This is a genomic window from Rhodococcus sp. 21391, assembly GCF_016772255.1.
Lineage (GTDB): Bacteria > Actinomycetota > Actinomycetes > Mycobacteriales > Mycobacteriaceae > Rhodococcus_F > Rhodococcus_F opacus.
Window position 1 is genome coordinate 6,649,114 of sequence record NZ_CP063781.1, and the last position, 17,643, is coordinate 6,666,756.

Genomic DNA, 17,643 nt, shown 5'->3' on the forward strand with positions numbered 1-17,643 from the left:
CGTATCTCTCGCCGGGAAGGAAACGCTCGATGTCAGCTAGCACCGAGACACACCACGCGTCCGAGGCGGCCGTCCGCACCGCACCACGGCCCCGACCCGCACTCGGCTCGAAGAACGGGCGCCTGCACCAGGTTCCCCACATCGCGGGACTGATCCTGGGCGTCTTCTCGGTGCTCGTGTTCCTGTGGAGCATCTCGCCGGTACTGCGCTACTACGTGCACGTGCCGCGGGAATACGTCGACGCCTACTATTTCGACGCTCCGGACACCAGCCTGTCGTGGGCTCTGGTGGTCGCGCTGCTCGCGGCGGCGCTGGCGAGCCGCAAACGCATCGCCTGGTGGCTGCTGACGATCTATCTGGTTCTGATCCTGATCACCAACGTGATCGTGAGCATCACCGACCGGAACGTGAACGCGATGGTCGCCGCCGTGGTCCAGGTGGTGCTGATCGGCATTCTCATCGCGGCCCGGCCCGAGTTCTACACGCGGGTCCGGCGCGGGGCGGGCTGGAAAGCCCTCGGCGTGCTCATCGTCGGTCTCGCGATCGGCACCCTCGTGGGCTGGGCGCTCGTCGAACTCTTCCCCGGCACGCTGCCGCAGGGTGAACGTTTCCTGTGGGCGCTCAACCGCGTGACCGCCCTCGCCGCGGCCGACAACGAACAATTCAGTGGGCGCCCGCACGGATTCGTCAACACCCTCCTCGGCCTGTTCGGCGCAATGGCGCTGCTGGCCGCCGTCATCACCTTGTTCCGCGCCCAGCGCTCCCACAACGCGCTCACCGGCAACGACGAATCGGCGCTGCGCGGGCTGCTGCTGCAGTACGGCGCGGACGACTCCCTCGGCTACTTCGCCACCCGCCGCGACAAGGCCGTCGTGTTCGCGCCCAGCGGGAAGGCGGCCATCACCTACCGCGTCGAGCTCGGCGTGTGCCTGGCAAGTGGCGATCCGATCGGCGACCCGGAGGCGTGGCCCCACGCGATCGAGGAGTGGCAGGCACTCGCGTCCCAATACGGTTGGGCCACCGCCGTGATGGGCGCCAGCGAAACCGGCGCCACCGCCTACAACAAGGCCGGTCTCACCGTGCTCCAGCTCGGCGACGAAGCCATCCTCCGCACACGCGAATTCAACCTCAGCGGACGCGACATGCGGCAGGTCCGCCAAGCCGTCACCCGCGTCCGGCGTCAGGGCGTCACCGTCCGGATCCGCAGACACCGGGACGTCCCCGCGGAGGAGATGGCCGAAGCCATCCGGCTCGCGGACGCGTGGCGCGACACAGAGACCGAGCGCGGTTTCTCCATGGCCCTCGGCCGGCTGGGTGACCGCCTCGACGGCGACTGCCTGCTGGTGGAGGCGGTCGCCGAGGACGGCGAGATCGACGGCATCCTGTCGCTGGTGCCGTGGGGACCGACCGGTGTCTCGCTCGATCTGATGCGCCGCAAGCCGACCTCCCCCAACGGGGTGGTGGAGCTGATGGTGTCCGAACTGGCCACCACCTCGGACCAATTCGGCATCACCAAGGTGTCACTGAACTTCGCGGTGTTCCGCTCCGTCTTCGAGGAGGGCTCCCGCATCGGGGCCGGACCCATCCTGCGGATCTGGCGCTCGATCCTCGTCTTCTTCTCCCGCTGGTGGCAGCTCGAGGCGCTCTACCGCTCCAACGTGAAGTACCAGCCGGAATGGGTGCCGCGGTTCCTCTGCTTCGAGGACAACCGGGAATTGCTGCGCGTCGGATTCGCGTCGGCCGTCGCGGAAGGATTCGTGACCCTGCCCCGGTTCGGCCGCTCCGGAACCCGGGACGCCCTCGAGCACACCGGCACCCACGCCGCGGTCCCCGCCGCACTCGTCGCCGCCGAAGGACTGCACTCCGACGGCAGCGCACCCGGCGAAGGCGTCGCGCCGACCGCGACCGGACCTAAACGTCCCGAGCAGGTCCGCGTCCGGCTCGACAAACTGCCCGACCTCGCCGAACAGGGTACCGACCCCTACCCGGTCGCGTATCCGCCCACGCACACGGTGACCGAGGCCGTGGAGTCGCCGGAGGGAACGACGGTCCGAATCGCAGGACGCCTGCTCCGGATCCGCGACTACGGGGGCGTCGTGTTCGCGGTGGTCCGGGACTGGTCCGGCGACATCCAGATCCTCGTCGACGAGGCCCGGGTCGGCACCGATCGCATCCGGGCGTTCGCCGCCGAGTTCGACCTCGGTGACCTCGTCGAGGTCGCCGGCGTCATCGGATACAGCCGCCGCGGAGCGCTGTCGCTGCTCGCGAACGAGTGGCGCATGACCGGCAAGTGCCTGCACCCCCTGCCGGACAAGTGGAAGGGCCTGTCCGACCCGGAGACCCGCGTCCGGCAGCGGTACGTCGACCTCGCCATCAACTCCGATGCCCGCCGCCTGCTCGAGGCCCGCAGCGCCGTCGTGAAATCGCTGCGCGATTCGCTCGGCGGCCGCGGCTTCCTCGAGGTGGAGACCCCGATCCTGCAGCAGGTGCACGGCGGCGCCAACGCGGCCCCGTTCCTGACCCACATCAACGCCTACAACCTGGACCTGTACCTGCGGATCGCACCGGAGCTGTACCTCAAGCGGTTGTGCGTCGCAGGAATGGAGAAGGTGTTCGAGATCGGCCGCGTCTTCCGCAACGAGGGCGTTGATTTCAAACACAACCCGGAGTTCACGATCCTCGAGGCGTACGAGGCGCACAGCGACTACGAGAAGATGATGGTGCTGTCCCGGGAGCTCATCCAGACCGCGGCGACGGCGGCGTACGGACGCGAGATCATCATGCGGCCCGGCCCCGACGGCACGCTGGTGGAGGTCGACATCTCCGGCGAATGGCCCGTCAAGACGATGCACCAGGCGGTCGCCGAGAAGCTCGGCGTCGACGTCTCACCCGAGACGCCCCTCGCGGAACTGCAACGGCTGTGCGACGAGCACGAGATCCCGTACCAGTCCACCTGGGACGCCGGCGCCGTCGCGCAGGAGATGTACGAGCACCTGGTGGAGGACTACACCGAATTCCCCACCTTCTACACCAATTTCCCGACGTCGATGTCACCGCTCACCCGGCCGCACCCCACGATTCCGGGGGTCGCCGCGAAGTGGGACCTCGTCGCGTGGGGGATCGAACTCGGCACCGCGTACAGCGAACTCACCGACCCCGTGGATCAGCGGAACCGGCTCACCGAGCAGTCGATGCTCGCCGCCGGCGGTGACGAGGAGGCGATGGAACTCGACGAGGACTTCCTGCAGGCCCTCGAACACGCCATGCCCCCGACCGGTGGGCTCGGCATGGGCGTCGACCGGGTGGTCATGCTCATCACCGGCGGCAGCATCCGTGAAACCCTCGCGTTCCCCTTGGCCAAGCCGAGGCAATGACCTCCCGTGGCCGGGTCGCCGTCGCTGCGCTGCTGATCCTCGGCGCCGTCGGCTACGCGTCGTGGCTGCTCGAATTCGTCCTCGACACCGGAATCGATCCGCTACGGGGGTTCGCGAGCGAACTCGCCGCGGCGGACCAGCCGTACGGATTCTGGTTCCGCAGCGGCGACCTGCTGACCGGATGCTTCGTCGCCGTGGCCGGGGTACTGGGACTGTCGCGGTACTCGCAGGGCTGGATGACGGCGGTCGGGTGGATCGCGCTGATCGTGTTCGCGCTCGCGACCATCGCCGATTCGCGCCTGCCGATGAGTTGCGCGGCCACCAACGACCATGTCTGCGCTGCGCGTGAGGCCGCCGGACACCTGCCGCTCACCCACGACCTGCACGCCGTGACCAGCGCGTCCGCCTCGACGGGAGGCGTGGTGTCTTCCCTCGCGTTCCTGTTGGCCGCGTTCCGCTACCAGTGGCCGACCTGGTTGAAAGTTACCGGCGTGGCCGTGGCGACGGTGTTCGTCGGCGGCACGGTATGGACGCTGACAGCCGCGGGACTCCGCGGCGAACAGGACGCCTGGCTCGGACTCGGCCAGCGCGTCCAGCTGCTCGCCTTCTGCGGATGGCTGATCTTCGTGGCGCTCAGCGTGATTCACGTCACCCCGGAAAGGGCTGGTTCCACGTGAAACGTCCTGGGGAAATGGTCGCGGGAGTGCACGTGGTCGTGGACGGCGAGGGCCCACCCGTCGTCCTCTACGGCGGCCTGGGCGGGAACTGGTTCGACTGGGACGAGGTGGTCGAACTGCTGTCCGAGACCTGCCTCGTGGTGCGGATCGATCGTCCCGGGTACGGACTCAGTCCCCCGTCCGCCGAGCACCCGTCCGCCCGTGGCGAGGCGGCGAGAATCGCCGACGTTCTCGACGCGCTTTCCGTGACCACCCCCGCGGTGCTCGTCGGCCACTCGCTCGGCGGCATCTACGTCGAGGCCTTCGCCCGGCTGTACCCCGACCGAACCGGCGGCGTGATCCTGCTGGACGCCACCGTCACGGCCCACCCGCACCGCGTGATCCCGACCCGATGGCGTGTCACGATGGGCAGACGAGCGGCCCGAACGGCAAGCAGGGTGGGGCTGCAACGCCTCCTGGGCCCCACGGTCCGCCGGATCCTGAACCACTCGACACCCCCCGGCGGGATCGCGCCGGGCACCCGTCGATGGGTCGAGCGGATCTACCGCGAGCCCGCGTACCTCGAGTCCTCGATCGTCGAGAACGCGTCGTACCCGGCGCTGGCCCAGGAGCTGGCCGCGCTGCGCGAGACCACGGCGATGACGGCGGCCGTCGTCGTGGCCGCCGCCCACACCGGACGCCCGACGCCCTGGGGGTCGGCGTGGATCCGCATGCAGAGGCAGTTCGCGGAATTCCTCGGCGCCGCGTTCCGCGTCGTGCGTCCCGCGCACCACCACGCCATGATCGATCAGCCCGGCCAGATCGCGGCACTGGTGCGGGAGCTGGCAAGCTGATCGACGTGCAACTGCTACTGATCCGCCACGCGCTGCCCGCGCTCGTCACCGCGTCCGACGGGCGCGCGGACCCCGCACTGACCGAGGAAGGTCACGCCCAGGCCAAGCGGCTGCCTCCTGCGCTGGCCCCGTACCGCATCGCCCGGATCGTGAGCAGCCCGCAGCGCCGCGCACTCGAGACGGCGGCGCCGGTCGCCGAGGCCCTCAACCTTGCCGTCACCGAGTACGTCGGCCTCGCGGAGTACGACTACGACCTCGACCACTACATCCCGTTCCACGAGGCGGAGGCGCGGGCGCCGGAGGCCTTCGCCCGGATTCGGGCCGGCGAGTTCCCGAAGTCCGTCGACGCCGACGCGTTCCGCACGCGGGTGTTCGAGTCCCTCGGCCGCATCGTCGACGAGTCCGGCCACGAGGACACCGTCGCGGTATTCGCCCATGGCGGCGTCATCAACGTGTTCCTGCAGCAACTGCTCGGGCTCGACCGACCCCTCGTGTTCCCGATCGAGTACGTGTCCGTGACCCGGGTGCTCGTCTCCCGCAGCGGCGAGCGACGGGTGGCGTCGGTCAACGAGACCGGTCACGTCAGGGACATGCTGCGTCGATAGAACCCGCGAGAACCGCACGCACGGCGATCGGCAGAGCGGTCGGCACGCCCGCTTCGGCGCCCGCACGTGCGACCGTGTCGATTGCCGCCGCGGTGAATTCCGCGCTCTGCACCGGCTCGTACTGCGCGGGAGTGTCGATTCCGACCGCGAACTCCGCGAAGCTTCCGGTCATCGCCTGAAGGAACGGCGCCGCCATTGCGGCGAGTTCCCCGGCGGTGCCGCCGGCGCCGCGGACCATCGCGGCGCCCTGCTCGAACCCGGCGAACATGGCGTACATCGCGCCGAGCAGCGCGAGGTCGTACATCGCAGCAGCGCCGGCGTCGTCGCCGACGAATACCGCACGACCGAACAGTTCCAGCACCGGCCGATTCCTGTCGAACGCCTCCGCCGCGCCGCTGTAGAGCACGAACGCGTCGCCGCCCCCGATCATGTCGGGTACCGCCATGATGCCGCCGTCGACGTACTCCACTCGCGCCGCGCCGGCCCACCGCGACATCGCACGCGCCTGCTCGGGCGTGGTCGTCGTCAGGTTCACGAGCGTTCGTCCACGCAGGTCGCCGGCGACGGGCTCGATCAGCTCGCGCACCGTCTCGTCGTCGACCACACAGACGAGCACCAGCGGCGAGACCTGCACCGCCGCGGACACCGACTCGGCCGGATGCGCACCGGAGTTCGCCAGCGTGTCCGTTTTCTCGGGCGTGCGGTTCCAGACGGTGACCGTGCGCCCTGCTCGCAGCAGCGCGACCACAAGAGCCCGTCCCATGGCGCCGAGCCCGAGAACCGTGACGTCGGTGCCGGTCATGCGACACCCCGGGCGGACTGCGACGGCGCGACGATCGCCTCGTACACGCTGCCCGAACCGTGCCTGCCGAAACCCAGGTCGAGGGCACGCCGGTACAGCTCCCTGACCGCCGCCGGAAGTCGCGAATCGATTTGCGCGTCCTCGCTGGTGACTGTGATGTGATCGATTCCAGCGGCCATCATCGCAAGGCTCGCGCCGACGTCGGGGTACTCCCGTCGGTCGATCTCCTCGGCCGCGCCCTCGAGGAAGAACGGCATCTGCGCGAGCAGGTCGGAGGCATAGGGCAGGAACGTCCCTGCCTGCACCCCGGCAGATTTCATCAGTGCCGCCGCATGACTCGCGCCGACCAGCGTGGTCATGAACAGATCGAGCAGCGCCTGGTACCAGAGCAGGGCCAGACTCGGATCGGCGCCGACGTACTCCGGCCGCGCTAGGAGCCCGAGCGTGTCGGACCACCGGTCGAGCACCGCGCGCGGTCCGCTGTAGAACGCGTACGCCGTGTCGTCGCCGACCAGCGTGGCCGGAACCATGATGCCTCCGGTGAGGAACTCGGCGCCGTGCCGGGCGGCCCACGCGGCAGCACGCTCGGCCTCGCGGGGAGTGTCGGAGCTGAGGTTGACCAGGACCCTGCCTGCGAGCCGGTCGGCGGCGGGTTCGAGCAGGTCGTACATCGCCCGGTAGTGGGTGAGGCTGACGATCACCAGATCGGCGGCGTCGAGCGCGTCCTCCGCGCTGGTCGCGCGGCGGGCACCTGCCGCGACGACGGCGTCGGCGCGTGACGCGGTGCGGTTGAACACCGTGACCGGCACGGCGTGATCGAGGAGCGTTCCGGCCATGGCGCGGCCCATCGGCCCGAGCCCGACGACGGTGACGGAAGGCAGTTGTGCAGGCATGATTCGCTTTCGGAAGTCCGTGCCCGAGTGACCGGGCAACGCTGCGGAGCAACGCCTTCTCCAGTCTCAGCGCGCGCACTACACTCGACAAGTACCCACTTCAAAGTCAGGTACTTACCAAAAAGTCAGTGAGGAGCGTTATGCGCCGACAGCAACGTCCCTACTCCTGCGGAATCGATGCGGCGATCGACGTCATCGGCGGCAAATGGAAGGTGCTGATCCTGTGGGCCCTTCACACCGGTGAGCAGCGGTTCGGCGACCTCAAGCGCCTGGTACCCGGCATATCGGAGAAGATGCTGATCCAGCAATTGCGGGAACTCGAAGCCGACGCCATCGTGCATCGCGAGGTCTACCACCAGGTTCCGCCGAAGGTCGAATACTCGCTGACCGAACTCGGAGTCTCCCTCAACCGCTCCCTCGAACCGCTCGGCGCCTGGGGCGCCGAGCACATGGACCACATCGTGGCGGTCCGGGAGGTCGAGGCGAACGGGGACAGCCTCGACCCGTCGAGCCGCTAGAGGCCCGGAATCCGCGGCAGCGGAGGGAGCGGCGGGGGCGGCGGAAGTGTCGGCAGCTGAATCTGCGGCAGACCGGGAATGAGTGGGCGCGGGGCGGGGGCAGGCGCGGGAGCGGGCTCCGGCACGCTTGCCTCCTCCTCGGCCGGGCCCGGAACCGACACCGCGGCGGACGGCGGTGGCGTCGACACCGGTGCGGGTGCGGGAGACGGAGACATCTGCGCGTCACTCGGCTGAGTGGCGACCGGACGTGCGTCGCCGTTGGAGCTCTGCAGGTGGCTGCCGCCGACGCCGAGGCCGAGTCCGATCACGGCGACGACAGCCAGCGCACCGCCCGCCAGCGCGCCACCGCGGATCACCGGTTTGGCGAATCCCCCGGCGCCGATGCGGTGCGACGTGCCCGAGTGCTCCTGTGCCAGCAGCGCAGCGCCCTCCGCGGCCACCAGTTCCGGCTGCGCCGGCACGATCACCGGGAGCGCGAGCCACGACTCCATCAGAGACGCGACCAGCGGAATATGCGCGCCGCCCCCGATCAGAACCACCGCGTCGGCAGCCCGCCCGGACGATTCGATCACCTCGCGGGCCAGGCGCGCCGACGCCTCGACGTGGCGCACGATCAGCGAGTCGAGGATGTCCTGCGAGAGCAGGAGCAGGCCGCCGTCGCCGGGCACGCAGACCGCGGTGTTGGTGGACAGCTCTTCCTTGGCGCGGCGGCAACGGGCGTCGAGCGCCGACTCCGCGGCCGCATCGGCCGGTGGCGCAATGCGCTTCTCGTCGAGCTGGTGGTCGCGGATCAACCGGTCGACGACGTCGCCGCTGATCTCGTCGGTGCGAGCCGTCCCGAGCACCGTGCCGGTGAGTCGGTCGACCACGGTGACGGTGAGGCCGGAGCTGCCGAGGTCGTAGAACACGAGCGTCGAATGGTCGCCGAGCTGTCCCGACGCCTCGAGCTTGCGGAGCGCAGCCGCCACTTCCGGGACCAGCCGGCAGTCGATCGCGGCCTGCACGGCAGTGGCCTGCGCCTCGTCCCGGTACGCGACACCGAAGACCTGCACGTCGTCGGCGGCGCGCTCGGCCATCACCGTTCCGATGGCGTCGGCTACCACCACGTGCTCCGGGTGCTCGCTCGCGGCGTCCACCGGGAATGACCGGAAGACGGCCCCCTCGTCGTCCGGATACGCCACGCGCACAGCGCTGGCACCCACCGATACACCGAGAACTGAAACCATGGAACGACTATAACGGTTTGATCACGGAACGCGTGTCGGGGCCTCGCGGCCTCCACCTTCGTTATATGCGCTCAGAGTCCGGGTATCCGGGGAAACTCCGGCATCGGGAGCGGCGCGGGCGGCGGAATCGTCGGGAGCTGAAACTGCGGCAGACCTGGAACGAGCGGAGCGGGTTCCGGCGTGGTCGGCGGAGCCGACGACGCGTCGGACGGCACGACACCCTGTGCCTCGGGAGCCGCCGGCGCCCGAGTCGGGCTCTGCGTCTGCGGCTGCTGCTGCTGGTACGTGGTGCGCACCTCGGTCTGCGGCGGGATCACCGGCTGCTCGTCGACCACCGACGGGGCGGCTTCCGAAGGCGGGGCCACTTCCGCGGTCGTCGTGGGCTGCGGCGGTATCACTTGCCGCGCTGCCGGCGCCTGCGTGTTCGACTGCGTGGCGGCCGGTTGCGCGTCCTCCTCCGCACCCTGCAGGAGGTCGGTGCCGACGCCGAGTCCGAGACCCACCGCGGCGACCACGGCCACGACACCTCCGGCGAGGACGAGGCCACGACGCTTCCAGATCGGTGCCGACTGCGACTCGGGCTCCGGCTCCCTCTCGGATTCGAGCTCCAGCTCGGACTCGGGCTCGAACTCCGGCTCGGGCTCGAACTCCGGCTCGAACGGGTGGTCCGGCGCCACCGCCGCGACGAACTCGTCGGACGCCGGGCGCGCGAGCAGGGCCGCACCCTCCGCCGCCACCAGTTCCGGCTGCGCGGGGACGATCACCGGAAGGTCGAGCCAGGACTCCATCACCGATGTGACCAACGGAATATGTGCGCCACCGCCGATCAGCACGGCGGCGTCGGGGAGGCGTCCCGAGCGGCGAATGACCTCCCGGGTCAGGCGCGCCGACGTCTCGACCGGGCCGACGATGAGCGAATCGAAACTGTCCTGCGACAGGAGAAGAAGACCGCCCTCGCCCGGCATGCACACCGCGCCGTTGGTGGACAGCTGTTCCTTCGCATCGCGGCACCGCGCGGCGAGCGCGAGCGCGGATGCCGCGTCGGCGGGGTGCGCGAAGCGGTGCAGTTCGAGTTGATTGTCACAGATGAGCCTGTCGACGAGATCGCCGCTGATCTGGTCCGAACGCGCACTGCTCAGCACCATGCCGGTGTCCCGGTCGACGACGGTGACGGTGAGACCCGAACTGCCGAGGTCGTAGAACACGAGCGTCGAGTGGTCGCCGAGTTCTCCGGACATCTCGAGCATCTGGAGTGCGGCCGTCACCTCGGGGACCATCTGGAAGTTGCCGATCTGGAGCCGGGCCATCGCGGCCTGCACGGCACCGGCCTGCGCCTCGTCCTGGTACGCGACACCGATGGCCTGCACCTCGTCGGTCTCGTCGCGCTCGGCGAGCACCGTCCCGATGGACTCGGCGGCCAGTTCCTCCGGCCGTTCGAGTGTTGCGGTCACCGACCGCGATTGGAAGATCGGCGTTTCGAGAGTCACGGCGTCGTGGCACGCGAAGCGCACCGCGCTGGCGCCTACCGATACACCGAGAACTGAAGTCATGACGCAGACTATAACGGTTCGGTCACGGGTCTCGCGCATGAAGCAGACCGGACGGCACGTCAGGCGCTTTTCGGCCGTACCCCAGTGACGCACATCGGGTTCCCGTTCGTGACATCCACGTCGAAACCCGCGGAAACCAGAGCCCGCGTGGCGGTATCCGCAACACGCCGCGACTTGTCACGGTCATGTACGGACACCGCTCCGCCGTACACGAGGTGCAGGATTCCGCCCGGTCGGAGCGCCTCCCACAGGACGCGTATCTCAGCGGTCGCGTCACGCACCCAGAACACGTTGACGTTGACCGCAAACGCCTTGTCGAAGGAGGTCCTGATCGCAACGAAATCCGGCGAGGTCGGTGTTCCGGAGCACCACCGTCCCCGTCGAGACGTGGGCGTCGTTGCGCCGCGCCGCCCGCAGGCCTCACGGCATACCACCTATCCGAAGCGCCCCAGTAAGGACACCATGCGGGACCTCACCTACTTCGTCGGCATCACCATCGACGGCTTCATCGCCGGCCCGGACGGCGACATCGGTTTCTTCCCGATGCACGACGACATCCTCGGATTCGTGGCGCAGGAATACCCGGAGACGATTCCGACACACCTGCGGGAGAAGTTCGGCGTCGACGGCGCCAACAAGCAGTTCGACACCGTGATCCAGGGCCGCGCAACGTACGAGCCCGCCCTGGCTGTCGGCATCACGAGCCCGTACGCGCACCTGCGCAATACGTCGCTTCCCGCACTCTGACCGAAAGCCCCGATCCCGCCGTCGAGATCGTCGCCGACCCGCTCGAGAAGGTCCGGAAGCTCAAGGCCGAGGACAGCGCGCTGGGCGTCTTGGTGGCGGGCGGTGGCGAGCTCGCGGGCACCCTCCTGCCGGAGATCGACGAACTGGTCGTCAAGCACTATCCGGTGGTGGCCGGCCGCGGAACTCCGATGTTCGGCGGCGACTTTCGGCCCACCCACTTCGATGTCGTCCACCGGGAGGCCTACCCGAGCGGGGCCGCGGTCAGTCGGTTCCGGCGGCGCGTGTGACGTCGACGTGGGTGCCGAACCACTGCAGCGTTCGTGCCCAACCGTCCCGGGCGGCCTCCTCGTTGTACACGGCGGGACGGTCGTCGCAGTGGAAGCCGTGTTCGGCGTCTGCGTAGCGGACGATGTCGGTGTCCACCGGCGCGTGGGCGACCGCGGCGCGCAGCTCCTCGACTTCCTCGGTCGGAATCCCCTTGTCGCGGTCGCCGAACAGGCCGAGCCACGGCGTACTCAGCTGCCCGGCGACGTCGAGTTGCGATGGATACCCGAAGCGTCCGTTCGCGACGCCTCCGCCGTAGAAACTCACTGCGGCCCCCAGGTCGAGGCGCGTCGCCGTGTGGAACGCGACCGTTCCGCCCATGCAGAATCCGACGATCGCGGTGTTCCGCGGGTCGATCGAGGCCGCCGACAGGGCCGCGACGGCCCCGTCGACGTCCTCGTCGATGTGCGCGGCGGTGAGCTCACCGATCAACGACATCGCCGACTTCATGTCGTCGTACTCCAGCACCGGATCGCCGCTCCGGTGGAACAGGTGCGGCGCGACCGCGTGGTACCCGGCGGCGGCGAAACGGCGGCAGACGTCGACGATGTGCCCGGTGACGCCGAACGCCTCCTGGATGACGACGACACCGCCGCGGACGGGACCTTCAGGGGTGATGCTGGTGAGTGGTGTGGTCACGAACTACGACTCTAGGAAACCGGCTTCAGCGGGTGGATCGCCGGTGCCCCGGCGAGGTGCTCACCGAACGTCCCGAGCGCGGCCTGGAAGTGCGGCGACTTCATGTGCGCGTCGACCGCCTCCTGACCGGTCCACACCTCGACGGTGACGAAGGTTCCCGCGACCGCGGCTGATTCGAACACCTCGTACGAGATGCAGCCCTCTTCCTTGCGGCTCTCCGCGGCCAGCGCGGACAGTCCGTCGCGGACGGTGTCCTCGGAACCGGGCTTGGCAGGAATGGTCGCTACGACATGCAGATCGGACATCGACTCCCTTTCGTGAACGCCACCTCGTGTGGCCCGTCTCACGTAAGCACAGTTGGGTCGGCTAGGAAACCCGAAGTCGCGTCAAATAATCGGTGACCTTCGGTTCGTCCCAGCCGTGCGCTTCACGGAGACCGTCCGCGATGGTCGCGAGATAGGCGGGTGCCGGTGCGTTCCTGGCGACGACGTCGCCGCGGGCCCGGGTGGTGAACGTGCACATGGGAACATCGTGGCGGGCTCCGAGAGTGACCAGGCGGTCGTAGCAGGCGGGTTCCTGCGCGTGGATGTCCTCGAACTGCTCCTGTGTCACCAGGAATGCGCGGGCCGCGACGGTGCCGGGCGCGTCGGGGTCGTAGAACGCGCGGCCGCCGCCCCAGATCCGTGACTCTCCCGCGAAGAACACCGAGCCGGGTATCACCACCGGTACCGACTCGCGGGGGGCGCTCGCGTCACGGGCGCCCGTGTGCACGAGGTTGCCCCCCGCCGGGCAACCACCACGCAGGTAGCAGGTCAGACGCGTCGTCGCCATGTTCGATCCATAGCTGACGTACCAGATCAGCACACACACGACCGTACTCGGACAAGATGGTCACATGAGTCTTCTCGGCGAAGTAAGAGGCTGGCGCAGCGGTACTCGGAAGCATCACCGCCTGCGGGACCTCGACGGCACTCTCGTCGTCGTCACCGGTGGCGGCAGCGGGATCGGCCGCGAGACCGCGCTGGCGTTCGCGTCCGAAGGCGCTGTCGTGGTGGTCGCCGACCGCGACCTCGAATCCGCGCAGCTGACCTCCGATCTCATCAACTCCGCCCAGATGAAGGGCGGCGGTGCGGTGGCCATCTTCGGGGGCGGCTCCCACGCGTATCAGGTGGACGTCGCGGTGGAGGACGAGGTGCAACGCTTCGCGGAGAAGGTGCAGGCCGAGCACGGCACCCCCGACATCGTGGTCAACAACGCCGGAATCGGATATTCGGGCACGTTCACGAAGACCCCGCAGAAGGATTTCGAGCGGGTGATGGACGTGAACTTCTGGGGTGTCGTCTACGGCTCCCGCGCGTTCTCCCAGCAGATGATCGACCGCGGAACCGGTGGGCACATCGTCAACCTGTCGTCCGCCGCGGCTTTCACGCCGCAGAAGCGACTCACCGCGTACGCGACGAGCAAGGCCGCGGTTTTCATGCTGTCGGATTGTCTCCGTGCGGAATTGGTGAACCACGGCATCGGTGTCAGCGCCATCTGTCCCGGACTGGTCCACACCAACATCGTCAAGGCCACCGACTTCGCCGGCGCCACACCGGAGGAGCAGACGAAGATGCGGGACCGGGCCGACAAGCTCTACCGCAGACGCGGTTTCACCCCGGACCGGGTGGCGACGCAGATCGTGAGGGCCGTCAAGCACAACAAGGCCGTCGTCCCCGTCACGCCCGAGGCCAAGTTCGGGCGTGCGCTGAGCCGCCTGGCCCCGGGCGGCATGCGGCTCGGCGCACGCTTCGACCTCGGCTGATCCGAAACGTCAGGGGGTCGGTGCCTGCACCCGACCGGTGTAGGCGTCCATGCTGTGGTACACACCGAGCCGGTCGGCCAGACGGTCCCAGGCACGCACCGGCAGCACGGCTTTCGCCACCCGCGACAGATACAGCGACCGCGGCAGCATCAGCAGAGGCTTCCCCTGCTTCATCGCCCGCCACGACCGGGCCGTGACGTCCTCCGGGCTCAGGATCGGGGCGAACAGGGGGTTCTTCACACCGTCGAACATGCCGGTGGAGATGTAGCTCGGGCACACGGTGGTGACCTTGACGTGCCCGTGGCCGGCCTGGGCCAGTTCGAGTCGCAGCGAATCGCTCCAGCCCAGAGCAGCCCACTTCGACGCCGCGTACACGGCCATTCTCGGTGTCGCCACGGTCCCGGCGGCGGAGGCGATGTTCACGATGCGGCAGTCCCGGCCGCGGTCCTCGATCATGGCGGGCAGGAACTCGTTCGTGATGTACATCGGTGCGAGCGTGTTGACGTCCATCACGAATCTGGTGTCCGACTCGCGGTCGTGATCCCAGAAGTACTTGCCACGCACCACCCCGGCGTTGTTGACGAGCACGTCGGGACGACCGACCGCGTCCCGCACCTCGGCGGCCGCCGTGCGGACGGATTCGAGGTCGGCGACGTCGACGACGTGTGCGCTGACGGTGCACCCCGATTCGCGCAGTTCGTGCGCCGTGCGTTCGAGCGCGGCGGCGTCGATGTCCCACAACACCACCGTTCCGGCGTGATCGGCGGCGGCGAGCCGGGCGAACAGACGCCCCATCCCCATGGCCGCCCCGGTGATCAGGACCGTCTTGCCCGCTACCGAGAATCCCACGTCATGCTCTCCTGCGGTCGATACCGGCCGGGCCGGCCGGCTCGTGGTAAAGGGTTTCGATCCGATCCTTCAACGTGGCCTGTGCACGTCGCAGTGCCTGCCACACCACGGGTGCGGCGACACCGCCGAGCAGTTGTCCGGCCGGTCTGCCGGGAGAGTGGTAGCGGAAGGCGACGGTGAGCTCCGTTTCGTCCGGGCTGACCGCGTCGAACGTCCAGACCGATCCGTGCACGCCGTGATCGGCCTCGACGACGAGCCGGCGACCCGGGTCCGATTCGACGACCCGGGCGCGGGACGGCAGCGTGATCGCACCGGGCACGGTCGCCGGATCCGCAAGGTACTCGAAGGCCATCGCGGGCGGAACGACGATCACCGTGGTGCTGCGTAAGCCGATCATCGAACGCCCGGAACTGCGGGGGCCGGACAGGCAGAGCTGAATGGACAAGACGGATATCCCAACGTGTCGACGTCCGAGGCAGAAAATGTGTGGTACATCGATGTACCGCATACTGCCGACGGTATACGGAAACGCAGCGACAGGGAAGACTACGATTCGATTCGATGACGAAACCCCAGCAAGACGCCGGTGACGGGCGCGCTGCCCGGTGGCGCGGCCAACGCGAGAAGCGGCGCTCGGAGTTCGTCGAACGGGCACTCGTCGCCATCGACGCAGAAGGTCCCGACGTGTCGGTCGCGACGATGGCCGTCTACGCCGGGGTCGCGCGAACCCGCATCTACCGGCACTTCGACGACAGCACCGACCTCAAGAACGCCGTCGCCCGGCGGGTCGCGGCGATGATGCTCCTCGAATACGCCCCCGTGATCACCGTCGACGGCGCACCGCACGCCATCCTCACCCGCGCCGCCCGCACCCACCTCGACTGGGTCACCGAGCACGCCAACCTGTACCGCTACCTGATGTCGTTCTCCCCCGCGGCCGGAGAGGTGCGGCGGGCCATCAGCACCGCGGTCGCCGACATGCTCCACCCCTACCTGGATGCTCTCGGCGCGCCCGCCACCGCGACACCGCTGGCCAATGCGCTGATCGGGATGGTCGAGTCGGTGTCCGCGGAGTGGATCGATCGGCCGGGCGGCACCGACGTCGGCGCGCTGACCGAACAGCTGGCCGCGTGGGCGTGGGCGCTGGTCGACACCACGATGCGCAGCCGCGGCGCGGTCCTCGACCCGGACAGTCCCCTACCGGCCCCGGACGACCTCCGCACGTGAGTGGGAAAGCGTGCCGGAACACACATTCCCACTCACGTGCGGGACCAGCGGGTCAGGTACTCGCGCTCGGTGGCGGTGATGCGGCGTAGCCGCTGGGCATCCACGTCCGCGACGGCCATCTGAGTGGTGGCGGTGACGGCGGGCCGGTCGGTGATCGGGGTACGGGCGCCCCGGACCTCGTAGCCGATGGTGAAATCCACCGCCCGGTGCTTGGCGATCCACATGGTGATCCGCAGGGGACTGTCGGAGTGCCGCAACTGTCCCCGGTACTTCACGTGGATGTCGGCGATGAACGCGCTCGTGATGAGCGACGAATTCTCGCTGCCCTCGCTGAGCAGCCAGTCGATCCGGGCCTCTTCGAGCAACGTCACCATCCGCGCATGGTTGATGTGCTGAAAGGCGTCCATGTCGGACCACCGGACGGTCACGAAGGCGTCGTAGCCGACGACGGCGGCAGGGGTGTCAGTCACGTTGGACATCATCCCCTGCCGCCGTCGGCCGAACTCACGCGATGTCGCGCAACCAGTTCCTCAGCCACGTCGTGGCGGGCGTACCCGATCCGTCGACCGCGTACCTGGTGTAGTCCTGGTGAGCCTGCGACTTGTAGAACTGCTCCAGCTCGTCGATGCGCTTCTCGTTGGACTGCTCGTCCAGCTGAGCCATCAGGGCCGGCACACCGCCCACAGCGAGGATGTCGTTCCAGATCGCGAGCGCTTCCTGCTGGTAGCGCCCGAACAGCGTCGGCGTCGGATCCGACGTCTGCGCGAGGAATCCGGCGAGCCGCGTCACGAAGTCTTCCTTCGGCGTGGAGCAGTACAGGTCGCCGTACGCGCAGAAGGTGCGCGTGTTCTGGCTGACCCAGCCGAACCCGCCGATGCGGGGACCACCGGCGCCGCTGCCTGCGACGGCAGGGCCGACGAGCGCGTCGGTCGGCGACCGCCGCGGATCGGACACGAGTCCGACGGCCGCGATCTTGTCCGCGGGCACCACACCGAGGCCGGTGCCGATCTCCGCAGCGAGATCACCTGCGGCGTCGGCGCCCTGGCTGTAACCGATGATCGACAGCTTCGTGTCGGGGCACTGCTGCGACATCGACGACAGCATGCCCTTGGCATTGCTGACCGCCTGCGCCTTCGAGCGCCCGTACACCTCGGACTCCCACGGGAAGGCCGTGGCGGCGTACGTGACGTAGTCGGTGCGGATCGACGACGGCAGACCGTTCGTCACCGCGGACAGCAGACCCGGCGTGGGCCTGACGTTGTCCTTGGTGGACGTTTCCCACGTCCCCGGAATCGCGACCACGTACAGACTCGGGCAGGGGTCCGCGTTCGCCACTGCGCTCGTGCCCGCTACTCCCGATACCACCGGGATGGCTGCCGCAGCAGCCACTGCGGTCAGAAATGCGACAACCCGTTTCATTGCCATGGCCTCAACCTGTTCTCCCCTTCGCCGTCCTGCAGACGGGATGCTGCCAGGACAACGTGACCTAAAGATGCACGATCGGTAAATGAACGTTACCGACCGAACGTGACCCCCGCACGATAAACCGACACCCCGGTAGGAAAACCTACCGGG

18 protein-coding genes and 1 pseudogene are annotated in these 17,643 nt (G+C 68.7%); 8 read left to right on the forward strand and 11 right to left on the reverse strand.

Going from position 1 to position 17,643, the window contains the following annotated elements:
- Positions 1-29 precede the first annotated feature (29 nt).
- From lysX to GO592_RS30825, 4 genes are read left to right on the forward strand one after another with little or no spacing between them, the layout of a single operon-like run.
- The gene (gene lysX, locus GO592_RS30810) at positions 30-3,374 is read left to right on the forward strand and encodes a bifunctional lysylphosphatidylglycerol synthetase/lysine--tRNA ligase LysX (protein ID WP_007301379.1); all 3,345 of its coding nucleotides are present in this window, start codon (positions 30-32) and stop codon (positions 3,372-3,374) included.
- Positions 3,371-4,051, forward strand: a complete 681-nt coding sequence (locus GO592_RS30815; protein ID WP_007301380.1) for a DUF998 domain-containing protein — start codon at positions 3,371-3,373, stop codon at positions 4,049-4,051. Before lysX ends, GO592_RS30815 begins: the two co-directional genes overlap by 4 nt.
- A gap of 14 nt (positions 4,052-4,065) precedes the next feature.
- Complete coding sequence (locus GO592_RS30820) at positions 4,066-4,884, forward strand: alpha/beta fold hydrolase (protein ID WP_007301381.1); 819 nt, start codon at positions 4,066-4,068, stop codon at positions 4,882-4,884.
- Positions 4,885-4,889: 5 nt separating this feature from the next.
- Positions 4,890-5,489, forward strand: coding sequence for a histidine phosphatase family protein (locus GO592_RS30825; RefSeq protein WP_007301382.1), 600 nt, complete (start codon positions 4,890-4,892; stop codon positions 5,487-5,489).
- On the opposite strand, the gene GO592_RS30830 is transcribed toward GO592_RS30825, so the two are convergent.
- On the reverse strand, positions 5,467-6,291 hold the full coding sequence (locus tag GO592_RS30830; RefSeq protein WP_007301383.1) for an NAD(P)-dependent oxidoreductase: 825 nt from the start codon (positions 6,289-6,291) through the stop codon (positions 5,467-5,469). The genes GO592_RS30825 and GO592_RS30830 overlap by 23 nt on opposite strands.
- The gene (locus tag GO592_RS30835; RefSeq protein WP_039953075.1) at positions 6,288-7,184 is read right to left on the reverse strand and encodes an NAD(P)-dependent oxidoreductase; all 897 of its coding nucleotides are present in this window, start codon (positions 7,182-7,184) and stop codon (positions 6,288-6,290) included. The genes GO592_RS30830 and GO592_RS30835 overlap by 4 nt, the downstream gene beginning before the upstream one ends.
- Before the next feature lie 140 nt (positions 7,185-7,324).
- On the opposite strand from GO592_RS30835, the gene GO592_RS30840 reads away from it, so the two are divergent.
- Positions 7,325-7,702, forward strand: a complete 378-nt coding sequence (locus tag GO592_RS30840) for a winged helix-turn-helix transcriptional regulator (protein ID WP_007301385.1) — start codon at positions 7,325-7,327, stop codon at positions 7,700-7,702.
- On the opposite strand, the gene GO592_RS30845 is transcribed toward GO592_RS30840, so the two are convergent.
- Positions 7,699-8,928, reverse strand: coding sequence for an Hsp70 family protein (locus tag GO592_RS30845; protein ID WP_202714999.1), 1,230 nt, complete (start codon positions 8,926-8,928; stop codon positions 7,699-7,701). The two genes, GO592_RS30840 and GO592_RS30845, sit on opposite strands and share 4 nt — an antisense overlap.
- Before the next feature lie 71 nt (positions 8,929-8,999).
- Positions 9,000-10,478, reverse strand: a complete 1,479-nt coding sequence (locus GO592_RS30850; protein WP_193385513.1) for an Hsp70 family protein — start codon at positions 10,476-10,478, stop codon at positions 9,000-9,002.
- 462 nt (positions 10,479-10,940) lie between these two features.
- Here GO592_RS30850 and GO592_RS46645 point away from each other — a divergent pair.
- A pseudogene (locus GO592_RS46645) lies at positions 10,941-11,512 on the forward strand (dihydrofolate reductase family protein).
- On the opposite strand, the gene GO592_RS30860 reads toward GO592_RS46645, so the two are convergent.
- From GO592_RS30860 to GO592_RS30870, 3 genes are all read right to left on the reverse strand, one after another.
- Complete coding sequence (locus GO592_RS30860) at positions 11,487-12,188, reverse strand: dienelactone hydrolase family protein (RefSeq protein WP_007301388.1); 702 nt, start codon at positions 12,186-12,188, stop codon at positions 11,487-11,489. The pseudogene GO592_RS46645 and the gene GO592_RS30860 sit on opposite strands and share 26 nt — an antisense overlap.
- Positions 12,189-12,199: 11 nt before the next feature.
- Positions 12,200-12,493, reverse strand: coding sequence for a putative quinol monooxygenase (locus GO592_RS30865; RefSeq protein WP_005249047.1), 294 nt, complete (start codon positions 12,491-12,493; stop codon positions 12,200-12,202).
- A gap of 61 nt (positions 12,494-12,554) precedes the next feature.
- Positions 12,555-13,052: a hypothetical protein gene (locus GO592_RS30870; protein WP_005263402.1), complete on the reverse strand. Its 498-nt coding sequence runs from the start codon at positions 13,050-13,052 to the stop codon at positions 12,555-12,557.
- Positions 13,053-13,083: 31 nt separating this feature from the next.
- Here GO592_RS30870 and GO592_RS30875 point away from each other — a divergent pair, with 31 nt between their 5' ends.
- The gene (locus GO592_RS30875; protein ID WP_007301389.1) at positions 13,084-13,992 is read left to right on the forward strand and encodes an SDR family NAD(P)-dependent oxidoreductase; all 909 of its coding nucleotides are present in this window, start codon (positions 13,084-13,086) and stop codon (positions 13,990-13,992) included.
- Positions 13,993-14,001: 9 nt separating this feature from the next.
- Here GO592_RS30875 and GO592_RS30880 read toward each other — a convergent pair whose 3' ends face one another.
- The gene (locus GO592_RS30880) at positions 14,002-14,841 is read right to left on the reverse strand and encodes an SDR family oxidoreductase (protein ID WP_007301390.1); all 840 of its coding nucleotides are present in this window, start codon (positions 14,839-14,841) and stop codon (positions 14,002-14,004) included.
- Position 14,842: 1 nt separating this feature from the next.
- Positions 14,843-15,286 (reverse strand): hypothetical protein, encoded by a 444-nt coding sequence (locus GO592_RS30885; RefSeq protein WP_039953078.1) that lies wholly within the window; start codon positions 15,284-15,286, stop codon positions 14,843-14,845.
- Positions 15,287-15,402: 116 nt separating this feature from the next.
- Here GO592_RS30885 and GO592_RS30890 point away from each other — a divergent pair, with 116 nt between their 5' ends.
- Positions 15,403-16,068 carry a TetR/AcrR family transcriptional regulator gene (locus GO592_RS30890; protein ID WP_007301392.1) on the forward strand — a complete coding sequence of 222 codons (666 nt, stop codon included), beginning with the start codon at positions 15,403-15,405 and terminating at the stop codon, positions 16,066-16,068.
- Positions 16,069-16,100: 32 nt separating this feature from the next.
- On the opposite strand, the gene GO592_RS30895 is transcribed toward GO592_RS30890, so the two are convergent.
- Positions 16,101-16,550, reverse strand: a complete 450-nt coding sequence (locus GO592_RS30895) for an acyl-CoA thioesterase (RefSeq protein WP_005263407.1) — start codon at positions 16,548-16,550, stop codon at positions 16,101-16,103.
- 22 nt (positions 16,551-16,572) lie between these two features.
- Positions 16,573-17,487, reverse strand: a complete 915-nt coding sequence (locus GO592_RS30900; RefSeq protein ID WP_039953080.1) for a cutinase family protein — start codon at positions 17,485-17,487, stop codon at positions 16,573-16,575.
- Positions 17,488-17,643: the final 156 nt, after the last annotated feature.